This window comes from Rossellomorea sp. H136 (genome assembly GCF_056838065.1).
The window spans coordinates 758,664-780,486 of sequence record NZ_CM166371.1; the positions used below are offsets into that span (position 1 = coordinate 758,664).

A 21,823-nucleotide genomic window follows, 5' to 3' on the forward strand; every position below is an offset into this window, starting at 1 on the left:
GATGAACGTATTGATGCTGACAGATAAATTGACCATGGGTGGAGCAGAAAATTATTTCATCAAGCTGGAAAACAAAATGACCGGCACTGGCTTCCGTTTTTATTCTGCTGCAGGTGGAGGAGAACTTACCGATAAAATTTCCAATAAACATAACTATATGGAATTATCCAGGGAAAATCACATTCTGAATTTATGGCGACTCACCTGGCATATCAATAAGCAGGAAATCGACGTCATCCATGCGAACAGCCTGCGGATGGTCTTGTATGCAGGATGTTTAAGGATGCTTGCCTGGAATCGAAAGATGAAAATTGTCTATACCAAGCATAATATTACTTCTCTTGAAAAATTCCCGAAATTATTTTCGTCCTTGATGAATCATTGTGTAACAGGCATCATTACGGTAAGTGAGTACGAGAAAAGAGTACTCGTACAATACGGGGTCAAGGAAGAAAAGATCACCACCGTTTACAATGGGGTTGATTTAGAAAAGTTCCCTTTCACGGAAAAGCCTCAGCCAGAGATATTTAAAGTTGGTATCCTGGCGAGGTTGTCTCCAGAAAAAAATCATAGCTTGTTCTTAGAAATTGTCGCTACTATGAAAGAGGAAAAAGATTTACAGTTTTATATCGCAGGCGACGGGCCAGAACGGGAGTCTATCCAGGAAAAGATTCAAAAGTTAGGAATCAACGATCGGGTAACATTACTCGGTGAAGTACAAGAACCCCATTCGTTTATCCAATCGATGGATGCACTCCTGCTTACCTCAGAGAGGGAGGTATTTCCCATGGTCATCCTAGAGGCAATGGCAACAGGCACTCCTGTGATAACCATTAACAAGGGAGGGATATCCGAAGCCATCGTAGACGGGGAAACGGGAATGATGGTAAACAGTCATAGCGTCAAAGCTTTTTGTGAAAAAATCTCCTCATTAAAATCCAATTGTGAACTAAGGAAGATGATCATTTCTGCTGCCCGTCAGAAAGTAGTAAGTAATTTCACCTCCACGAATATGGTTACGCACACTTTCAAACAGTATTAAATTACCATAATCAACAATCAAGCATAATAATGCTGGGGATAATGAAGAAGGTGGCCCTTTTAGCAACGATGTTATAAAGGTCATCCCATTAATGGGCACTAGATTTGAATATGAAGAGGCTGGGACAAAAGTTTTTTAGCCTAAGTCAAACCCGAACAAACCTGCTTCAAATGCAGATTTGTTCGGGTTTATTATTTATTTCTGAATCATTTGATTTTAGCTGTTTCCAGCGGTTGATTGGAGTGCAAGACGAAGACTCCTGCGGGAAGAGTAGCTTATGTGAGACCCCGCAGGCTTGCCGAGGAGGCTCACGGGCTACCCGCGGAAAGCGTAGTCTTGCACGGAAATCATTAGCGGTATAAAGAACCTAGACTTCTATTGTTCGTCTTTTTATCGTGGTTTTTTAGTTTTGTCCCAGCCTCATTTTTGACCATATTAATGAACGACTAACATGAAGCTTTTCTCCATTTGGTCCTATTAATCCTTAGATTTCGGCAATATATATTGATCAAAGCCAACAGACAGCCTGGATTTTCTCTTAGCTTTAATACGTTTATTTCATATTACTCATCTTCTCCCCGTAAGAAGGTAAGTAATCGTATGAGCCCAATTCCTTATTTCAATTTAATCCTTTCGCTCATAGTCTGCATAATCTCCCGTATTAAATAAAAAAAGCCAATTCAAAATAAGAGTTTTTTCATAAATTTCACTTAATTTTGCTTATGTTGTGAGTGGAAGGTTTAGAGGGAGTGGGAGTAATTACCTATACAGAGAAATATAAACCTTCGAAAAACCCCGATAGCCGATTGCTCTTTTTATTAGGAAAATAGTAAAAAGTGGTATGCACTATTTTCTGATTGAAGGGAGGTGAGGGGGTTTTTTGCATGATGGCAAAGTACGTTCTGTTACCATGATTGCCATTCCTGTAAATATCCCAAGCACGAGCAAAACAGGCTTTGGGCATACTCAGCACCTATGAGACTACTAGATATGTAAAATATTAAGTAATTGAAAAGGGTGAGAATATGAAGGGTTCATTGAAAAGAAGATTATCGGTCGTAATCATGTTTGTCCTACTTATTAGCAGTTTCGTTACACCAGCTGGTGCTCAATTATATCAGTCGAAACAGGGGCCAGTACAGTCTAAGGTAAAGGAAAAAGATCAGCTTTTTTCTGACTTGACAGAAGGAGAAGATAACCACCCGTTATATGGGCAGGATTCGACGACGATCAATCCAAATGAGAAGGTTCGTTTAATCGTTGAAGTAGAGGTTGATGAGAAAGCGAAATCAGCACCTGAACAGCTGGTTGAGCAAGTGAAGAATACGTTTATGAAGAAGAAAGGTGGCGACATTAAAGTCTTACATACGTATTCCACAGGATTCTATGGATTCAGTATGGAAATGACGAGGGAAGAAGCTATGAACTTGAAAGAAGCTGAAGGCGTAAAAGATATTCGCCTCGCTAAAACGTATGAACACATGGACGTAAAGAGCAATGAACTTGTCGAAGCCATGAATGTTTGGACAAAATATAATTACAGCGGTGACGGAATGGTCGTTGCGATTGTAGACTCAGGAATCGATTATCGTCATGAGGCCATGAAGCTTTCAGAGAAAGGGAAGAAGAAAGCCAAGTTTAATGAAGAGAACGTTCAAGCGGAACTTGATGACACAGAAGTAAATGATGTGTGGTATACAGACAAAGTACCGACAGGCTATGACTGGGCAGATAAAGATAATAATGTCATCCCGGCTAGTGATTCCCACGGAACACATGTGGCTGGAATTGTAGGGGCCTATGAAGAAACTCAGCAGAAGGCAGTCGGGGTATCTCCGGACGTTCAATTATTAGCTGAAAAAGTCTTCTCTGATACAAGAGGTTTTGCATACGATGATGACATCGTAGCTGGTATTTATCATGCGGTAGAGCTTGGGGCCGACGTTATCAACTTAAGCTTAGGTTCAGATGCAGGGATGGTTGACTCAAATGATCCTGTTCAACGTGCAATTGAATATGCGACAGAACAAGGGGTCTTAGTCGTTGCGGCTGCAGGTAATGCTTCCTATAGCACGAAGCAAAACTTACTGGAAAGATCTCTATTACCCTTAGCCAAAAATCCAGATATCGGACTTGTCGGTGACCCTGGGGTATCTCAATCTGCTCTTCAGGTTGCTTCTTCTGAAAATGACATGATGAGAATCGATGCGATCGAGCTAAACGATGGAAGTTTACTCGGGTATCAACTTCAGCCAAGTTCTATAAAGCTGATTGATTCTTTAGAGGCAGATAAAGAGTATGAATTGGTCTTTGTTGGTGATACCTCTAAAGAAGCTTTAGAAGGGATAGACCTACAAGGGAAAATCGCTATCGCAAAGTATGACCAAGCGTATAGTGTCTATTCATCAGCTCAATTCAATGTCAGTAGAGAAGGAGCAATTGCTCTTATTCTAATTCCAGCAAGTGAACAAGGACCTTATGCCACTGTACGTTTTTCTCCTTACACAATCCCGGCAGTGACAACGGACATTAACAAGTCTGTTCAGGTAGCAGAGAGGCTGCAAAACGGAGAAAAGATTACTGCCAAGTTATCACCCGAAGTACTTTGGGTGCAAAACCCTGTTAACGAGCCAATGTCAAATTTCTCCTCTTATGGTTCACCAACAGATCTAAGCTTTAAGCCGGAAATTACAGCTCCAGGTGGGAAAATAAGCTCTACTGTTCTAAACAATCAGTATGAAACGTGGAATGGAACGTCGATGGCGACTCCACATGTTGCGGGAGGGGCAGCACTGCTTCTGCAGAAATACTACCAGGAGTTGGGACTTCCGAAAAATGAAGAAACAGTATTGAAAGCTAAAACGGCTCTAATGAACACGTCTGAAATTTTAAAAGATCCGAATGGTGAAAATGTACCATATTCACCAAGACGCCAAGGGTCCGGGCTCATGAAAATTGAGCAGGCAGTGGAGACGCCTTATCTATTGAAGCAAACAGGGGCGCCGCTTGAGCAGGCAGCTTCTGTTGCACTGAAAGAAGTAGAAAACAACTTTAACTTTTCATTAACAGTAGATCCACTTGAAGGCAACGTATTCAGCGTATTTCAGGATGAAGAGGAAACGGATCCTGCCGATTCCGAAATTACCTTCCAAGTGAGCGATAAATCAATGGAAAATCTGAACTTTGAGACTAAGTTTTTAGAAGGATCCAACATCCGGGAACATGCTTCTCTGAAAATATTAAACTCAAGTTCAGAGGATAAGAATTTTACGTCCTCAATTGAATATTCGGAACTGTCCAATGACGAGGAAAAGAATGGAGTACAGTTTTCCGTTTCGAACAAGGTAAAAGTGAAAGCTGGAAAGTCGAAGAAAACAAATGTTTTCTTATCCGTGCCAAAAACAGCGGGTGTAGGTATTTATGAAGGATATATCACGTTTGTAAATGAAGAGGATGATTCGGAGAAATATCAAGTACCATTTGCTGTTAAAGTAGCAAAACCGACAGAATATGACGTATATGTTGATGTACTAAAAGATGGTACTGTGACGAAGGAATTCGATGTTAACGAAGATGGTAATGTCGACGAAAGCAACGAGTACCTTACTCTATCCAGCGAACGAGTAGTGAACGCATCCGTTAAAGTCAATGGGGAGAAAATAAGCGATCAAAACGGAACCACAATTTCAATGAAAGACAAAGACGTAGAATTAAACGTTTCGGTAGAACTTCCAGAGGAATTCCGAGACAATCAGTTCGTAGAAGGATTTGTAAGACTTGTACCTAAGAACGAGGAAACACCTTCTTTAACAATGCCTTATATGGGCTTCTACGGCAACTGGGATTCCATTGATAATATTGATGAAAGTCCAGTTAATGGAGACCCATACTTAGGTTATACAGTGTTATGGAATGACATGCTTCAGTATCCACTAGGCTTTGATTTGTATACCAATTCATTTGATCAAGAGAAGGTAGGCTATTCCCATAAATCGCTTCCGACTGGTATGTACCCTTCATTTACGGCGTTTCGAAATCTGAAGGAGATGTCACTAAAGGTTGAAGATGAACAAGGAAATGAGGTTGCTCATATCACGAATTTTAGTGAATATACGGAAGATGGAAGTCCTTTTTCCTTCAGGAAGAATATTATGAGCTATGGGGATTATTACTATGGCTTTGATGGATTGTTTTGGAGTGGAAAGGATGACGAAGGGAATAATCTCCCAGACGGTAATTATTACTATGTATACGAAAGTACATTAGATTATGAGGGAGCAGAATCTCAGCAAACCAAAATCCCGTTTAAGATCGATTCTGTTTCACCAGAGGTAGAGAATATAAAGGTAACCGATCAACCTGACGGGACATATAAAATTACCTGGGATGTGAAAGAAGAAAGTGACTATCTTGGAAGTATACTTTGGATAAATGATCATGATTCTATATATGATTTAATGGAAAGTGGTGAAAAAGAGTATATTACTGATGTTAAACCTGAGATTGTCATGATATTAGCAGTTGATAATTTCTATAATACAGGTTTCGGTTATGCAGGAAATGAGGAGTTACTGCATGCTGGACCATTCATCCAATGGTGGAATGTTTCCGGTACAAACGTAAACCAAAACAAGCCTGCCAGCATCACAGTCTTCGGTTATAACCGAATGGATTGGCATATAGAGATTTTAGACGCCGAAGGCAACGTGATAGAGTATGCGGATATTGAAAATGAACATTCCATTTATGGATTAAAGTGGAATCCGAGTTCTGAATACCCTGATGGAGAGTATTATGTAAAGGTAACTGGTACGGATGATAAAGGATTCTCGTTAACGTCAGAACCGGAGACCATAACCGTAAAACACTAAAGCTGGGACAAAAGTTTTTTATCCTAAGTCAAACCCGAACAAACCTGCTTCTAAGGCAGATTTGTTCGGGTTTATTATTTATTTCCGAATCATTTGATTTTAGCTGTTTCCAGCGGTTGATTGGAGTGCAAGACGAAGACTCCTGCGGGAAAGTAGCTTATGTGAACTTGTCCAGCTATAGGGCTTAGAGGCAAATGTCATAAGGCAGATCGTCCATGAAGGAAAAGAACGCCTTCAAGGCCGATCTGCCTTATGCCAACCGCCTCTGAGCGAAGCCCCTCCGCTTTTTTACCCGCAGGCTTGCCGAGGAGGCTCACGGGCTACCCGCGGAAAGCGTAGTCTTGCACGGAAATCATTAGCGGTATGAAGAACCTACACTTCTATTGTCCGTCTTTTTATCGTGGTTTTTTAGTTTTGTCCCAGCCTCATTTAACATGTAGTCAAGTTCTTCACTCGAGATTAAGATCCTCAACCACGAAAATACCACCACACATTTATCTTACATTACCCCAAATGACAAACAACAAAAATAAGTCTTTAGAACTATTTGAGCAAAACTTATTTGGTTATATAGAACTGAATCAAATGGACAGGTTCGTACGTGTTACAGCAGCAAAACCCCGATTTACAGTGTATTAGGCACCATGCTAACATTCAGAGTGAATAGTTAGATTATTCACAAAAGAATAAAAAAAGGAGTTGGCTATCGAAAAGTATTGGTAATAATTTACTAGTTGCATTGAGTTGTCATTCTGAAAGAGAAAAAACGGGAATTGTCGGTTTAGGTTGAAAAAAGGCTAAAGGGGGAAAATTTTAGTGAAGTCTACTACTTTAAAGGGAGTAGCGTCAGCTGCTTTGAGTGCAAGTTTATTGATGACTCCAATGAGTTCGATGGCAACGGGGTTAGATTACTTGAAAAAGGCTCCAAATGATCAAACGGGAATTTCGGATGTGGAAGGTGTATTGAAGGGCCTGACAGAGCAGCAAAGATTGCAGTTTGATAACTTATATTCGGATGAAGCATCTAAATTACGTATTTCATCCGATGTCAATCTAAATAATGAAGAAGACTTGGATATTATCGTTCAATTTCAAGTAGACCCTGCAGCTGTACAGGTCGCAAATGAGAAAGCAAAAGGAAAATCCGTTTCAGCGCTGCGACTGGAAGATGCTCAGGAAAAAGTGGAAAAGTCCCATAAAGAGTTTAAGGAAAAAATCAACCAATCAAAATCAGCAAAAAAGAGTAAGATTAAGAAGGAATATAAAAATGCGTTTAACGGAGTTTCGATGACACTTCCGGCAAAAGAGGTAATGGAACTCATCGAACTGCAAGAAGTTAAAGCTGTTTGGGTAGATCAAGAGATACAGCTGGACCTTCCGGTAGATGATAAAAAGACTATTTCTCCACAGATGAATGATAGTATTCCTTTCTTGGGAGTTGATGGACTTCATGATGAGGGAATCAATGGTGAAGGGATAAAAGTAGGAGTACTGGATACTGGTATTGATTATAATCACCCAGATTTAGAGGATGTGTACAAAGGCGGTTATGACTTTGTAGATAATGATGATGATCCAATGGAAGCTACTCATGAAGAGTGGAAAGGTCTGGATCCTGCTTCATGGCCGGAAACATGGAATGGCTCTCCATATTGGACATCTCATGGTACACATGTATCCGGCATTATTGCAGGGCAAGGTCAAAATGATTCTGGACATACCATCACAGGTGTTGCAAACGGAGTGGATTTACATGCTTATCGTGTGTTAGGACCATATGGATCGGGGTCTACTGGTTCTGTTCTGGCGGGTATTGATAAAGCGGTTCAAGATGGGATGGATATTATTAACCTGTCGCTTGGAGCTACAGTAAATGATCCTCTTTATCCAACATCTGTTGCATTAAATAATGCGATGATCGCAGGAACCGTAGCGCTGGTAGCTGCAGGAAATTCTGGTCCGAATGACTTTACAGTGGGTTCTCCTGGAACCTCACCACTAGCCATAACAGTGGGAGCCAGTGATGTTTCTATCAGCATTCCCACTGCAAAAGGCGAACTGGGGGAAGATTCATATAATCTTCAGTTAATGGCAAAGCATTTTGATGACAAAATAGCTGAATTGACAAATACATCCCTAGAGGTGGTGGATGCAGGTTTAGGTTATGCCGAGGATTTTAGTGGGAAAGATTTTTCTGGTAAATTAGCACTGATTGAACGCGGTTCACTTTCTTTTAATGAAAAAATTGCAAACGCAAAAAATGCAGGAGCGAGTGCAGTCATCATATGGAATAATGTTGACGGAGAGCTTTCCTACTATTTTGGTGAAGGTATTGATTACATACCTGCTTTCACTTTGACGAAGGAAGAAGGGCAAAGACTAAAAGAACTTTTAGCCGAAGAGAACCTGTTTACATTTAAGGAAATCAGTGAGATCAAAACTGAAGGAGATAAATTAGCGGACTTCAGTTCTCGTGGACCATCCTTAAAAACATACGATATTAAACCTGAAATTACAGCACCAGGTGTTAGTATCCTATCGACAGTGCCAGGTTATATTAACGATAAGGAAAATCCTTCAAATTACCAATATGCGTATGAAAGATTGTCTGGAACTTCCATGGCCACACCATATGCCGCTGGGGTTGCTGCCATGATCCTTCAAAACAACCCTGACTATTCACCATTTGATGTGAAAACGGCATTAATGAATACAGCAGACGATTTAAGTGAAGATTACAGTGTATTTGAAGTAGGTGCCGGCAGAGTTGACCCAACTAATGCTGTTCATTCTGAAGTGAAACTTCAAGTAATGGATGAAACGGTATCTTTAGATGAATCTTTTAATGAAATTGTCATTGATGATATCACAGGAGCCATTGCTTTTGGGTATCATTATAAACAAAAAGATTCATCAACGGCAGATGGCAGAACAGTAGAATTAGAGAATGATAGTGATGAAAAGAAAGATTTTAATGTAAATGTAGAACTATTGTCTTCTGATATTTCAGGTGCAAATAATGCAGAAACGAATGGCCTTGTCTTTACTGTAAATGACAAAGTCTCTGTAGAGGCTAACAGTAAGGTTGAAATGACACCAAGTATTGAAGTGCCGAAAGAAGCAGAGGCAGGAACATATGAAGGCTATATCCATTTTACAAATGCGGATAACGAACACGAGAAATATCAGATTCCTTTCTCCATAATCGTGGCTGATAGAGGAATAAATTATTCAGTCGACCGACCTGCGTTTGCTTCAGACGCCAGCATGTATCATGCACATATGAGCGTCCCTGCAACGTTCTTAAATGTTGGTTTGAGAAGTCCGATGGAAACCATGGATTTAGTCGTAAAAGATGGAGATACAGGTGAATATCTGGGCTATCTAGGCTGGATTAATACGGAATTCTTAAACGAACAGCTTGGTGTTGACTTTTTAGTACCATTTGTCTTCGGTAGTGGAGCATACTACCCATTTACAGGGGACGAAGAAAACCCAATAAGTGAGGAAATGGTGTTGGCGCCTGATGGGGCATATGAACTTGAAATCATCGGGACAAATGAAGAAGGAGAAATGTTTAAGCCATCAGATTATGTATTCATTGATAATCAAGTGCCGGAAATAACAATGGAAAAAGAGCCCGGCGTTTATGAAATTGAGTACAACAAGGATGATGAACAAGGGGTCACGTGGTTTAATGGAAAGATCTACGATTCAAACGTAGATGTTATGAAAGAAAAAGGATTAAAGGAAATAAGGAATAATCTGGATGGACAATTGAGTCCTGTTGACCAAGGATTGAATACGGTTGTGGGCTATGATAGTAAGGGCTGGGGCTTCCCGACTCATTATTTTACTCCTGAAGCGGACGGAAGCTTTAAGTTCGGTGTTACTCCAGAAGAAGTAGCTAACGGTCAATACGTTGACTTTGGTTTCTATGGATTTGATGCAGCCACAGCAGGAGATCAAGGGAAGGGTATGCATAAATATTACTTCATAGAAAAAGGCGAAAAATATGCTAAGGCTGATCTTGATAAGGACGAACTGTACTTGGGTGATGAAGTAACTGTGACTTTAACGATGAAAAATGTAGAGAAGCTAATTGGTGGAGAGTTTAAACTTAGTTACCAAAATTCATACTATGAGTTCGTTGATGCACAAGTAAACCCGGAATTTAAGAAATTCGCAGATGGAAAGAAATTAAGCACAAGAGTGGAAGTTGGCGAAATCAAACATGACCTTTGGGAGAATCAAATCCCTGTTAGTGCATTTTTAGAAGGGGATTCATTAGAAGGGGCAGATGGCGATATGCCTATTCTGGATGTTACCTTCAAGGTCACGAATGACGAGTTTTATGATTATATTTCTCCATTTAATTTTACAGAAGCTAAATATCATAAATCTGGAGAAGAGGAAGTTGTACAAGTTCCAGGCTTTATTACAGATCAGTTAGAAATAGTGCCTAAACACTCTGTTGTCTGGGGATATTTAGGACCTGAAGCATTCCTTCATGAAGAAGGGTGGGTAAATGTAGATTTACATGGTAAAGGTGTTAAAATTACTGCAACCTCACCTGATGGAACTAAATATGAAGGTGAGCTGATGGAATCATCTAAATCAATATTTGAAATTCACGGTATTCCAGCATCTGAAGAGACCTATAATGTAGTGGTGAAAGTACCAGGACACTTTGAATCCCACACGACAGTTACGGTAGGTGAAGAGGTGAATGGCGATGTATTGGGAGTAAAAGAAAGAATGTATCCGGGATTGCAATTAGCTGGAGATGTCGATGGAGATAATATAATTGACATTAATGACGCCATTATTTCAGTATTCTCTTATGGAAAAGAAGGCGTAGGAGTAAATAAAGGTGACATTAATCAAGATGGAAAAGTGGATGAAACGGATCTTCGTTTCATTGAAAAGAATTTCTTGGAAAAAGGACAAGGTGCTAAAAAGAACAAAAAGCCAAAAGAAAAGCATGGAAAAGTTACTTTGGAGAAATTATTCCGTTCCGTTGGATTGGAATTAAATCAATAGTAATGTAGAGAAGACTGAAAGGGCATTTTATAAGCCCTCTTTCAAGAGACTTATTATTGGAAGCTTTATAAGAGACTAAATCAAATTTTTTCACCTCCCTTTTTCCCTACATTGAATAAGGGAGGTTTTCTTTCGTTCTCATTTTCCATTTGAAGCAGCATGTGAATCAACTCCCTGGCATGTGGGAGTGATAGTTAGAAAAGTGTATAATGGTTACTAAATGGGCAATTACACTTTACCTTATTACAAAAGTGAATAAATGGTCTTAAAGGCAGAATGGGAGGGCTCGGATGATTGAGGGGAATATCATAAAGTTTTATCGTGAGAAAGCTAAATTAACACAAAAAGAGCTAGGTAGTGGAATTTGTTCTGTTACTCATTTAAGTAAAATTGAACGAGGGTTAACAGAGTATTCCTCTGAAACGATCCTGCACATTGCCGATCGTTTGGGTATTGATTTGGACAAGGAACTTGCGAAGCTTTACGAAATCAAAGAGCTTCTTGATCGCTGGCATGAAGTGATGATTAAAGAGGGGCTCCCAGAAGTCGAAGTTATCAAGAAAGAACTTGAAAATGCGCCGTTACTTCATATTTCCAACTATAAACATTTCTACAGTTTGCTCCAGATAAGATACGAACTCATTCATTATAATCTTGATAAAGCAAAGGAGATCATAAATGATGTCCGGAAAATCGAATTTCATTTATCCGATTATGAGAGGAACTTGCTTAAACAAATACTAGGGATGTATTACATAGCGAAAAGCGACTATGTCAAAGCAATCGATACGTTAAAAACAATCAAGCAAAATGAATACAATAATCCTGAATATTATTATCATCTTGCCGTTGCCTATCATAATCTTAACTCTCAAATTATGTGCTACCACTATGCAGAGAAAGCATTGATCTATTTTAAGAAAAGTAACAACTTTCTTAGAGTAATCGATACTGAAATGCTCATGCTAGTCCAACTCCAATTTGATCAGCACCATGATTTCAAAGAAACAGTAAAACAATATGAAGCGTTAATTGAAAGCTGTGTCACTTGTAATGCCATCAGAAGAAAATCGAAGCTTTTACATAATTTAGCGTTCCTCTATTATGTTAGAAAGAATTATCAAAAGGCAAGCGAGCTATATAAAGAATCATGCAGTATAAAGAATAAGAAGTCGAGTGAATACTTATTGTCTTTTGAAGGCTATATCCGCTGCTCGTTCGAGGCAGGTCTATTATCAAAGGCAAAATTGATACAGTTGACCAATGAGGGATTACGCATAGCGACGGAAATGCACCAGGAATTATTTATGATCCTGTTCAACCTTTTATTGTATTTAATCAAAGGAAGACAAGATCAGTATTTTCATTATTTATATACAGAAGGTCTGCCTTACTATAGAAAGTATGGATTTGCCTATTTAGTTCAACGCTCAGAGAAGGAACTATTTCATTATTTTTATAAAAAGAATGAAGTAGAGAAGGCTTTGGAACTGGCCTTTCTCTCATTTAATAAGGATGAAGGTGTTGACGGTGAGTCAAAGTGAACGAATGGGACTATACTGCTTACGATGTGAGAATAGAAGAGGAATATAGGTTATAGGGGATACAGATTCAATATTGATTGAAGGGTTGAAAAAGCAAACAGAAATCCTCATTAAAAGGAAATCATTCTCTACTCACCTTAAATGAGGTTGTTTGAAAACGTTCTTGTTTTTATTTATTTCTTTTAATGATACATGCTCAGAAAGTTGATTGTAGCGGAAGGTGCTCGACTCCTGCGGGAAAGTTGAGACCCCACAGGGCAAAGCCTGAGGAGGCTCAACTCACGCCCCGCGGAAAGCGAGCACCTGGAGCGGAAATCAACCATTACTCGCTTTTTCAAAAGCAACAAAGTTTAAAAAACAGGCTTTCATTAAGAATTGAATGGGGCATAGAGTTAGCTGATGAGCCTCTTCCCAAAAAACGATTGCCCTAGCAGTATTCCTCTGCTATGATTATCTTACTTATAAATGAAATGGAGGTTTTCCTGTTGACAGCATCAATCAGATTGCGTTTCCCGCTTTTCACTCGTTAATTGAATACGTTTGAAGGCTCTGCCTATGTTCAGAGCAATGGGATTGATCTGTCTATTTTTAAGGAAACCTGTATTTGTCGGTATTTTTAAAGAGGGGAGGAGTCTCCCCTCTTTTTTGTGTCTTTAAAAATAACGTATAGGCAAGGCTTGTTTTTATACTAAATAATAGAAATGAGTTGGTGGGAAATGAGTAAAGTAAATCAAAATCATAAGGAAGATTGGTTAAGGAATATCATTCTCTTTCTAAGCAGTCAGACGATCTCGTTATTCGGATCGTCCCTGGTGCAATACGCGATTATGTGGCATATCACGTTAACGACGGAGTCCGGGTTGATGATGACGTTGTTCATCATTTGCGGGTTTATTCCAACCTTTCTTTTGTCCCCGGTTGCGGGTGTCTGGGCGGATCGGTATAACCGGAAGCTGCTGATCGTTTTATCGGATGGACTTATCGCGGCTTCAACGTTGGTTCTCGCGATTCTCTTCTTAATGGGATACGATTCAATTTGGCTTCTGTTTGTCATGGCAGCGGTCCGGGCTCTTGGAACCGGGATTCAGACACCTGCTGTCGGCGCGATTTTGCCGCAGATTGTCCCGAAGGAGAAGCTGACGAAGGTGAACGGGGCAAATGGAAGCATTCAAGCTGTCATTATGTTCGTGTCCCCAATGGTCAGTGCGGCATTACTCGGGATGGCATCGATTGAAATCATCTTCTTCATCGATGTCATTACGGCAGCCATTGCAATCATCACACTGCTGGCCTTTTTAAAAATCTCGGTGCATGAGAAGGCAGCGGGCAAACAAACAACGAGCTACTTCAGTGACTTCAAGCAAGGCTTGCAATATGTCAACAGCCATGGGTTCCTGAAGAAGTTCTTCCTGTTTTTCTCCATCTTTTTTGTTCTGATGGCACCAGCGGCCTTTTTGACTCCGCTGCAGGTAACCAGGAGCTTCGGCGACGATATTTGGAGACTGACGGCCATCGAAATTGCCTTTTCCATCGGGATGATGGCAGGTGGAGCCATCATTGCTTCCTGGGGCGGGTTTAAAAATAAGATTGCGACGATGACTTTCGCAAGTCTGATTATGGGATTTTGCACCTTCGCCCTTGGTATCGTTCCGGTCTTTTGGTTCTATCTCGTATTCATGGCTTTATTCGGAGTGGCTATGCCGATTTTCAATACACCGACAATGGTGTTACTGCAGGAGAAAATCGAAGAGAATTACTTGGGAAGAGTCTTCGGTGTCATGGGTATGATCTCCACCTCGATGATGCCGATTGGAATGCTGATATTCGGACCCTTGGCAGATGTCATTGCCATTGAATGGCTTCTCATCGGAACGGGGGTATTGACCATCCTCCTTTCCATCATGTTGGGCCGCGACCAAGTGTTGATCGAAGCAGGGAAGCCTGCCCCTGCGCTTGAATAAATGTAATCTGTATCACCTGTTAAAAAGAGCTGTCATTGTGGCAGCTCTTTTTTCTGTCATGAAATAAAGGAACAGCAATATTTAGGGAGAATACTTATACTAAACAGGAGCATTCGATTTAGTTGTATTGCAAGACAGATGAAAAGAGAGGGGGACAGGGGCATGAGCAATAACCCAACACCAGAAAGTGAATTGCCTAAGATGAGTAAGCCCGCGAACCGTGAACTTCATAACGCAGGATTTTATCGCCTTGAGCAGTTTACCAGCGTGTCGGAATCCGATATTCTGAAGATTCATGGGGTAGGACCGAAAGCAGTTCGAATTCTGAATGAGGCTCTGAAAGAAAAAGGGCTGTCTTTTGCCAAAAAATCATAAACAGGTTTAATGAAAAAGTGGGATTCATATAAGTCATTTTAGTAATGATAAGATGGACAACCTATATAGTAAAGGAAGTGGATAGAATGGATTCACAAACGGTAATGCAAGAGCTGGAAGCGCTGGGCAAGGAACGATCGAAGAAAATGTACATATCCAATGGTGCCCACGAGCCGGTCTTTGGCGTCGCGACAGGTGCGATGAAACCAATCGCCAAGAAAATCAAGAAGGATCAGGCGTTGGCTGAGGAGCTTTATGCTACAGGGAACTACGACGCCATGTACTTTGCAGGCGTCATTGCCGATCCGAAGGCCATGACGGAGGCAGACTTTGACCGTTGGATCGACGGGGCGTACTTTTATATGCTGTCCGATTACGTGGTGGCGGTCACTTTGGCTGAAGCCGACATCGCCCAAGACGTTGCCGATAGGTGGATCGCAAGCGGGGAAGAGCTGAAGATGTCAGCGGGATGGAGCTGTTACTGCTGGCTGCTCGGGAATCGCAAGGACGAAGAGTTTTCGGAAACGAAGCTTGCGGGTATGCTTGAGAAAGTGAAAGAGACCATCCACGATGCGCCAGAACGTACGAAGTCCGCGATGTCTAATTTCGTCACTACAGTCGGAGTTTCATATGTACCTCTTCATGAACGGGCCCTCCAAACGGCAAAAGAGATTGGACCGGTGGAAATGAAGCGGGAGACGAAGAAGAACAGTATCCTGAAGGCTGCCGATGATATTCAGAAGCAAGTGGAGAAAGGGAAGATCGGGTTTAAGCGGAAGTATGTAAGGTGTTAATTGACTATGAAAATGATGGGGCGGTTCATATGCTTCAGTAGCAAATGAACCGTCTCTTTTGTGTTCTTTCATGAACGCAACAAGGGATTCGTCCCCCTGCGTCGAACTTTACTTATGAGATTAATAGGAAATGGAGTCGGTAAAATGAAATTTCTATGTGTGGGTTACTTCAGCCCTGACAAGATGGAGGCAAGGCCAAAGGAGGAAATTGACGCCATCATGGGGAAGTGTGAGCCTCATTTAAACAAATTTTACAAAAGTGGTCAAATGATGATGGATGCGGGTGTTGATCTGGATGTGAAACATCTAAGCAGGGTCGGTGGTAAAGTAAGAGTTACAGATGGGACTCCTGATGAAAGTAAAGAGAGAATCGGGAGTGTGTTCATGATCGAAGCAGAGGATATGGAAGACGCAGTCCGGGTAGCGTCCCTTCATCCGACGGTACAAGTGGATGAAGGCGAGGAGTTGGACTGGAGACTTGAGGTCCGGCCGGTTCACTACTTCAAGAACAGCGAGTTTTCAATAACGGAACGGTAATTGAGATATTACCACAATGGTAAAAACGTAAGATATGCCAGCTGATAAGTACATCACTGGGTTGAAACTACATTTCAAATTAACGGTGAATAATGTGATATTCCTCCCGGAGGACATGATGTTAAACGATTCGTGTGGAGGGAACGGATGGAAGCGATTTATACTCAAGCCTATATGAGTAGGGGGACCTGTCACCTTTGCGCTCATGAAATCCATTTCTAGGGGGAAAGCTTATGAACTTTGAATTAGATGAAGGAATCGAGGTCTTGGAGAGAACCCCGAAGACCCTTGAATGTTTTCTTGCCGGATTGTCGAAAGGATGGTTGGAGTGTGATGAAGGGGAAGGGACCTGGAATGCCATTCAAGTTGTAGAGCATTTAATCGAAGGAGAGAAACACAATTGGATACCGAGATTGAAGATGATCTTTCAAGAGGGGGAAAGTACGGTGTTTCCTGTTTTTGATCGTTTTTCACATTTAGAAGAGGGCACTTCCAAAAGTCTTGAAGAGAAGATATTGGTGTTTGCTTCGCTCAGAGCAACGAATGTGAATGAGTTGAAGGAGTTAGTGACTAATCACCGGTACTCCCTTGATGCGACAGGTATGCATCCTGCTTTCGGCAAGGTCAGTGCCCGTGAATTGATCTCCACTTGGGTTGTCCATGATTTAACCCATTTATCTCAAATTGTAAGGGTATTTTCCAATCGTTATATGGAAGATGTGGGACCTTGGAAAGAATATTTAGGGGTATTGAACATTACGAAGCCGTCTTAAACATAATTGGAGGGAACAACATGAACAAAAATATATCATTGATTCGATCAACACATTTAGCTGATGTTGATTATGCATATGCTGCAAGAGTACCTTCGGACATGGATCTCCTATTTTTGGCCGGAGCTTGTCCTCTTAACAAAGAAGGGGAAGTTCCTCATATCAATGATTACGAACTTCAAGCCAAACTGTGTTTGGAGAATATGAAGGAAGTACTGAAAGAGAGTGGTGCCTCCTTGAAAGACGTCGTATATACCCGGGTCCTAGTAGCATCTCAACATCAGTCTGATTTAGTAACAGCTTGGGAGGCGATAAGAAAAGAGTTTGGGGATCATGACGTGCCGAGTACGTTATCAGGAGTGACTGTACTGGGATACACACATCAATTGGTGGAAATCGAAGCGATTGCGGCAGTAGAAAAACGTACAAATGGTAAGGAGCAGGAAGTCGATTGAAATGTTCCATTATGGGACAGCTCCAGGCCACCCAGCCAATTACACAAACGGATTTGATCATTTCAGTATGGTGTATTGATGTCAACGACAGGAAACATTTCCGGAAATTAATAGGAAAGAAGAGTCTATAATGGGCTTATCTATTTTAAAAAATAATTTTCATGATTATCCTCCGAAATAAATCGGGGGAGTTTTTTATTTTTATCCCAAATTCCTTTTAACTTCCTTGTTGTGATAAATTCCCTCTTCATAAATTAAGATTCTACTTTTCTCGCAAAATATTTCGAACAGAATAGATTTCATCAGTATTTCACTTTATCCATTACCAGACTACCATTGTATTATTTCTGGTTAAGGATGAAATCAGTATTTATTATAACCGTAATATGCCGTGGCACCAGTCGAAAACAACGGATCGTGTATCTTTGGAATAAATCCTTAGTTTTAAAGAGAAACTAAATGTGAGCAAGCTTATTTAGGAGGTTTGTTTAGTGGATTTTCTTCATAAGGTCATTGGATTCCTTCCCGATTTCAACGTATACATCTACGCGCTACTAACGTTGATCGTACCCATTATCATCATGAAAATAAAGACCTTACTTATTGGTGCATTGAATCAACCTGACTCACCAAAACAGAAGGAATCACCCCTTATGATTTCAAGCGATTTATCTAATAATATATCGATGATCAATGAAATGCTGGGGGAAAATAATGATATCATAACACGAGAATTTTTCATTAATGATTCAAGGGCTTCGATCATTTTCACGAGAGGGTTAGTGGATACAACCATTATTAATAATAATATCTTAGACCCTCTTATGTTCAACGCTATAAATGACGAGAGGATCCCTTATTCCCTCAAAGAAATGCTTCCTGTGAGTGAATGCCATGAGGAATCGGACATTAGTATAATCACCTCCCATATTTTAAGAGGGGAAACAGCATTGCTTCATGAGAAATCTAATATGGCAATCATTTTAAAAACAAGTGAATCAAAAGATCGGAGTATTGAAGAACCTGTAACCGAGCAGGTGGTGAGAGGTCCTAGAAATGGTTTTAATGAAAATATAAATGAGAATCAAGCACTTCTAAGAAAAGCTGGTGTAAACAAGGATCTAAGGTTCATTAGCCTTCAGGTTGGAGAACGGTTTAAAAAGGAACTAGTCATCGCCTATATAGAGGGAATTGCCAATGAAACAATCATACAGAACGTTAAGGAAAAGATTGAATCTATTCACATCGATAATGTTCCAGAATCTGGATATATTGAAGGGTTAATTGAAGAGAGTACTTTCTCACTTTTCCCGCAAATTCAAAGCACGGAACGACCTGATCGAGTGATCGCTGCATTGGCAGAGGGGAGAGTCGGCATATTACTGGATGGTACCCCCTTTGTCTTGATTGCTCCAGTAACTATCAATATGTATCTGCAATCACCAGAAGACTATTATGATCGATGGATTCCTGGCTCTTTGATTCGGTTATTACGATATACGGCTGCTTTCATATCAGTCTTCACTCCGGCTTTATATATTTCCTTTGTCTCATTTCATCAAGGTTTAATTCCAACGAATCTTGCCATTTCCATTATCGGTTCTCGTGAGGGAGTCCCATTTCCAGTTCTCATTGAGGCTCTGTTAATGGAAGTTTCTATCGAAATATTAAGGGAGGCAGGGTTGCGTTTACCAAAACCTATCGGTCAAACCATTGGGATCGTCGGGGGGCTTGTGATTGGAGAAGCTGCGGTGCAAGCAGGTATTGTTAGTCCGGTTACAGTCATTGTTGTGGCCATAACGGCCATCTCTTCCTTTTCACTCCCACAATATACTTTAAGTATTTCATTACGAATATTAAGATTTATAGCCATGTTTTTAGGTGCTACTCTGGGACTCTACGGTGTAATCGTCTTTTTCCTTTTTTTCTGTATTCACCTTGTCCGTTTGAAAAGCTTTGGAATTCCTTTCCTCGGTCCAGCAGTACCGTACCAAGTCAGCGATTGGAAAGACTTTTTAATCAGGCTGCCGATCCAATCAATGAAAAAGAGACCCGAAATTCTGAAGCCTGGCGACAAAATGAGAAAAGGCTAGTCATGGACTTCACTTATTGAAAGGACTTGTAATGAATGAACTTGAATCAAAAGGAACGAATTAGTCCTACTCAAGCTATAATCCTCATCATTAACTATATTCTTGGAGTCGGAATATTAACGTTGCCAAGATCAGCTGCTGCTGAAGTAGGGACGCCTGATATCTGGATAACCATTATTATCAGCAGTATTTTTCCCATCATAGCAGGGATGGTCATTTTAACCCTTAATAACAGATATCCTCAAAAAACTTTTTTTCAGTATAGTAGAGAAATTGTCGGGAGAATACTCAGTGTCATCCTTGGGGTAACAATGAGTATTTATTTCATCACCCTCACCAGTTTTGAAGTCAGGGTAATGGCAGAAGTAATTGAAACCTATTTGCTCGAGGGGACTCCCATTCAAGTATTAATTGTATTGTTTCTTTGGCTTGCCTTTTATTTAAATACGGATGGAATTAATTCCATTGCACGTGTTTTCCAAGTTATTTTTCCCTTAACCGTCATCGTTTTCATCTTAATTGCCACAATGAGTTTGGGTTTATTTGAAATCAATCATTTACGCCCTGTTATGGGAGAAGGAATCCTCCCTGTGTTAAAGGGTGTTAAAACAACCTCTCTCTCATACATTGGAATTGAGTTAATGATTATTTTATCGGCCTATTTAACTGAACCCAAGAAAGGGAAAAAGATTGTCTTTATTGGAGTATTACTACCGACGATTTTTTACCTGATTACAGTCATTATTGTCATATGTGCGTTAACAATAGATGGGGTAAGCAATCTGACTTGGCCAACTATTTCTCTCATCAATTCGTTTGAATTTCCAGGCATATTTTTTGAACGCTTTGACTCGTTGTTTTTGATCGTATGGATTTTACAAATATTCGCTACAATTTCCATCACGCTTTACGTTGCCTCTCTTGGTATTTCACAATTGTTTAACAAGGATATAAAGATATTTCTGCTTGTTTTTCTTCCCATTGTATTGATTATCTCAATGGTTCCGAATGATATATACCAATTATTCGCATTAGGAGATATGCTCGGAAATGCTGCAATCCTTTTATTTGGTGTACTGCCAATCATTTTACTAGCAGTCTCTTTCTTAAGGAGGAAATTCAATTGAAGCATCTTACGTATCTTTTCATCTTCTTACTCACTGTTCTCATGTTAACAGGATGCTGGAGTTCTAAGGATATTGAAAAATTGGACCTTCTATTGGGCGTTGGGATAGATGAGGGTGAGAGTAATAGTCATGAGTATTCAGAGGAGGATTTAATTAATGTGACCTTTCAACTCGTGAATGTGTCCGGCAATCAATCTTCTAACACGTATTCAGGTGATGCAAAGCCTTTTGTCAATGTGAATGAAACAGGTGAATCATTACTTGAGACCGCACGGGAAGTCTTACTTAAACGAAAAAACACTTTAAACGGGCAACATCAAAGACTGGTTGTATTAAGCAGTAAAGTAGCCCAAAAAAGAAATATTAGAGAATTATTAGATTTCTTCATTCGTGACCCCGAAGCCAGAATGAGTTGCTTAATCATGGTTACAGATGGAATGTCTAAGGACATCATGAGCACGGAAACGAATGAAATTCCTTCGGTGCATATAAAAGAGATTTCAGATCATATTGAAAAATCGAATAAGTTAATCGAACCCATGACTTTTTCAAAAATCAACGCAACGATGGAGGCGAAATCTAGTTTTTTGTTACAAAATATAGAGAAGAGAAATAATGAAATCATCCTTACAGGCGCAGCTGTGATTAAAGGAGATACTCTCACTCAAATCGGGTTCTTAAATGAAGAAGAATTGGTAGGAATGAATTGGTTAACAGCTTTAACAGATGGAGGAATCGTAAAGGTAAGGGAAGAAGGCAGCAACAAACCGATTACGTATGAGCTGGAAACCGTCAAGCGTAAGGTTAAACCTCTACTAGAGAATGGACGAATGTCCTTTCAAGTTGATACAAAAGTAAGCGGGGACATATCTGAATTGATCACAGAAACAGATGAACTCACAAAGAAAGAGAATATAAAGGATTTAGAAAGAAAAATACAAGAAAAAATCAAAGAACAAATAAAAAATAGTTTAGAGAAAATCCAACAGGACTTGAAAGTAGACGTCATAGGATTTCGTGATTACGTGAGAATTCATCACCCAGACTATTGGAAAAGCCATAAAGATGATTGGGACAATACTTTCAGTCAAGCAAACATCGATTATCAAGTAGATGTCCAAATATCTACGTTGAATATGAATATAAGTGAATAATGAAAATGCATTTCGTATTTAGAATCAAGTTGAGCTTACACTTTAAAGTATGGT

At 40.1% G+C, this 21,823-nt stretch carries 13 protein-coding genes; all 13 read left to right on the forward strand.

Annotation, left to right across the window (positions count from 1 at the left end; genetic code table 11):
- Nucleotide 1 precedes the first annotated feature (1 nt).
- The 13 genes from ACYH0O_RS03875 (at nucleotide 2) to ACYH0O_RS03935 (ending at nucleotide 21,769) form a co-directional block, all read left to right on the forward strand.
- Nucleotides 2-1,042 carry a glycosyltransferase family 4 protein gene (locus ACYH0O_RS03875; protein WP_482631224.1) on the forward strand — a complete coding sequence of 347 codons (1,041 nt, stop codon included), beginning with the start codon at nucleotides 2-4 and terminating at the stop codon, nucleotides 1,040-1,042.
- A 1,025-nt stretch (nucleotides 1,043-2,067) separates the two neighbouring features.
- Entirely contained in the window at nucleotides 2,068-5,913 is a 3,846-nt protein-coding gene (locus ACYH0O_RS03880; RefSeq protein ID WP_482631225.1) for a S8 family serine peptidase, read from the forward strand.
- A gap of 816 nt (nucleotides 5,914-6,729) precedes the next feature.
- On the forward strand, nucleotides 6,730-10,956 hold the full coding sequence (locus ACYH0O_RS03885; protein WP_482631226.1) for a S8 family serine peptidase: 4,227 nt from the start codon (nucleotides 6,730-6,732) through the stop codon (nucleotides 10,954-10,956).
- A 290-nt stretch (nucleotides 10,957-11,246) separates the two neighbouring features.
- Nucleotides 11,247-12,500, forward strand: a complete 1,254-nt coding sequence (locus ACYH0O_RS03890) for a helix-turn-helix domain-containing protein (protein WP_482631227.1) — start codon at nucleotides 11,247-11,249, stop codon at nucleotides 12,498-12,500.
- Between the two features lie 716 nt (nucleotides 12,501-13,216).
- Nucleotides 13,217-14,461 carry an MFS transporter gene (locus ACYH0O_RS03895; RefSeq protein ID WP_482631228.1) on the forward strand — a complete coding sequence of 415 codons (1,245 nt, stop codon included), beginning with the start codon at nucleotides 13,217-13,219 and terminating at the stop codon, nucleotides 14,459-14,461.
- A 162-nt stretch (nucleotides 14,462-14,623) separates the two neighbouring features.
- Nucleotides 14,624-14,836 (forward strand): helix-hairpin-helix domain-containing protein, encoded by a 213-nt coding sequence (locus ACYH0O_RS03900; RefSeq protein WP_426890937.1) that lies wholly within the window; start codon nucleotides 14,624-14,626, stop codon nucleotides 14,834-14,836.
- An 86-nt stretch (nucleotides 14,837-14,922) separates the two neighbouring features.
- Nucleotides 14,923-15,630, forward strand: coding sequence for a DNA alkylation repair protein (locus ACYH0O_RS03905; RefSeq protein ID WP_482631229.1), 708 nt, complete (start codon nucleotides 14,923-14,925; stop codon nucleotides 15,628-15,630).
- A gap of 144 nt (nucleotides 15,631-15,774) precedes the next feature.
- Nucleotides 15,775-16,167 carry a YciI family protein gene (locus ACYH0O_RS03910; protein ID WP_482631230.1) on the forward strand — a complete coding sequence of 131 codons (393 nt, stop codon included), beginning with the start codon at nucleotides 15,775-15,777 and terminating at the stop codon, nucleotides 16,165-16,167.
- A gap of 233 nt (nucleotides 16,168-16,400) precedes the next feature.
- Nucleotides 16,401-16,940 (forward strand): DinB family protein, encoded by a 540-nt coding sequence (locus tag ACYH0O_RS03915; RefSeq protein ID WP_482631231.1) that lies wholly within the window; start codon nucleotides 16,401-16,403, stop codon nucleotides 16,938-16,940.
- 20 nt (nucleotides 16,941-16,960) lie between these two features.
- On the forward strand, nucleotides 16,961-17,395 hold the full coding sequence (locus ACYH0O_RS03920; protein WP_482631232.1) for a RidA family protein: 435 nt from the start codon (nucleotides 16,961-16,963) through the stop codon (nucleotides 17,393-17,395).
- Between the two features lie 581 nt (nucleotides 17,396-17,976).
- Nucleotides 17,977-19,488: a spore germination protein gene (locus tag ACYH0O_RS03925; protein WP_482632491.1), complete on the forward strand. Its 1,512-nt coding sequence runs from the start codon at nucleotides 17,977-17,979 to the stop codon at nucleotides 19,486-19,488.
- 35 nt (nucleotides 19,489-19,523) lie between these two features.
- Nucleotides 19,524-20,615 (forward strand): GerAB/ArcD/ProY family transporter, encoded by a 1,092-nt coding sequence (locus tag ACYH0O_RS03930; protein WP_482631233.1) that lies wholly within the window; start codon nucleotides 19,524-19,526, stop codon nucleotides 20,613-20,615.
- Nucleotides 20,612-21,769 carry a Ger(x)C family spore germination protein gene (locus ACYH0O_RS03935; RefSeq protein WP_482631234.1) on the forward strand — a complete coding sequence of 386 codons (1,158 nt, stop codon included), beginning with the start codon at nucleotides 20,612-20,614 and terminating at the stop codon, nucleotides 21,767-21,769. Before ACYH0O_RS03930 ends, ACYH0O_RS03935 begins: the two co-directional genes overlap by 4 nt.
- The last annotated feature ends 54 nt before the right edge of the window (nucleotides 21,770-21,823 follow it).

Bases quoted from the DNA above. Each gene is read 5' to 3' on its own strand.
- ACYH0O_RS03875 (WP_482631224.1), top strand. From the start codon at position 2: ATGAACGTATTGATGCTGACAGATAAATTGACCATGGGTGGAGCAGAA.
- ACYH0O_RS03880 (WP_482631225.1), top strand. From the start codon at position 2,068: ATGAAGGGTTCATTGAAAAGAAGATTATCGGTCGTAATCATGTTTGTC.
- ACYH0O_RS03890 (WP_482631227.1), top strand. From the start codon at position 11,247: ATGATTGAGGGGAATATCATAAAGTTTTATCGTGAGAAAGCTAAATTA.
- ACYH0O_RS03895 (WP_482631228.1), top strand. From the start codon at position 13,217: ATGAGTAAAGTAAATCAAAATCATAAGGAAGATTGGTTAAGGAATATC.
- ACYH0O_RS03900 (WP_426890937.1), top strand. From the start codon at position 14,624: ATGAGCAATAACCCAACACCAGAAAGTGAATTGCCTAAGATGAGTAAG.
- ACYH0O_RS03905 (WP_482631229.1), top strand. From the start codon at position 14,923: ATGGATTCACAAACGGTAATGCAAGAGCTGGAAGCGCTGGGCAAGGAA.
- ACYH0O_RS03910 (WP_482631230.1), top strand. From the start codon at position 15,775: ATGAAATTTCTATGTGTGGGTTACTTCAGCCCTGACAAGATGGAGGCA.
- ACYH0O_RS03915 (WP_482631231.1), top strand. From the start codon at position 16,401: ATGAACTTTGAATTAGATGAAGGAATCGAGGTCTTGGAGAGAACCCCG.
- ACYH0O_RS03920 (WP_482631232.1), top strand. From the start codon at position 16,961: ATGAACAAAAATATATCATTGATTCGATCAACACATTTAGCTGATGTT.
- ACYH0O_RS03925 (WP_482632491.1), top strand. From the start codon at position 17,977: ATGAAAATAAAGACCTTACTTATTGGTGCATTGAATCAACCTGACTCA.
- ACYH0O_RS03930 (WP_482631233.1), top strand. From the start codon at position 19,524: ATGAACTTGAATCAAAAGGAACGAATTAGTCCTACTCAAGCTATAATC.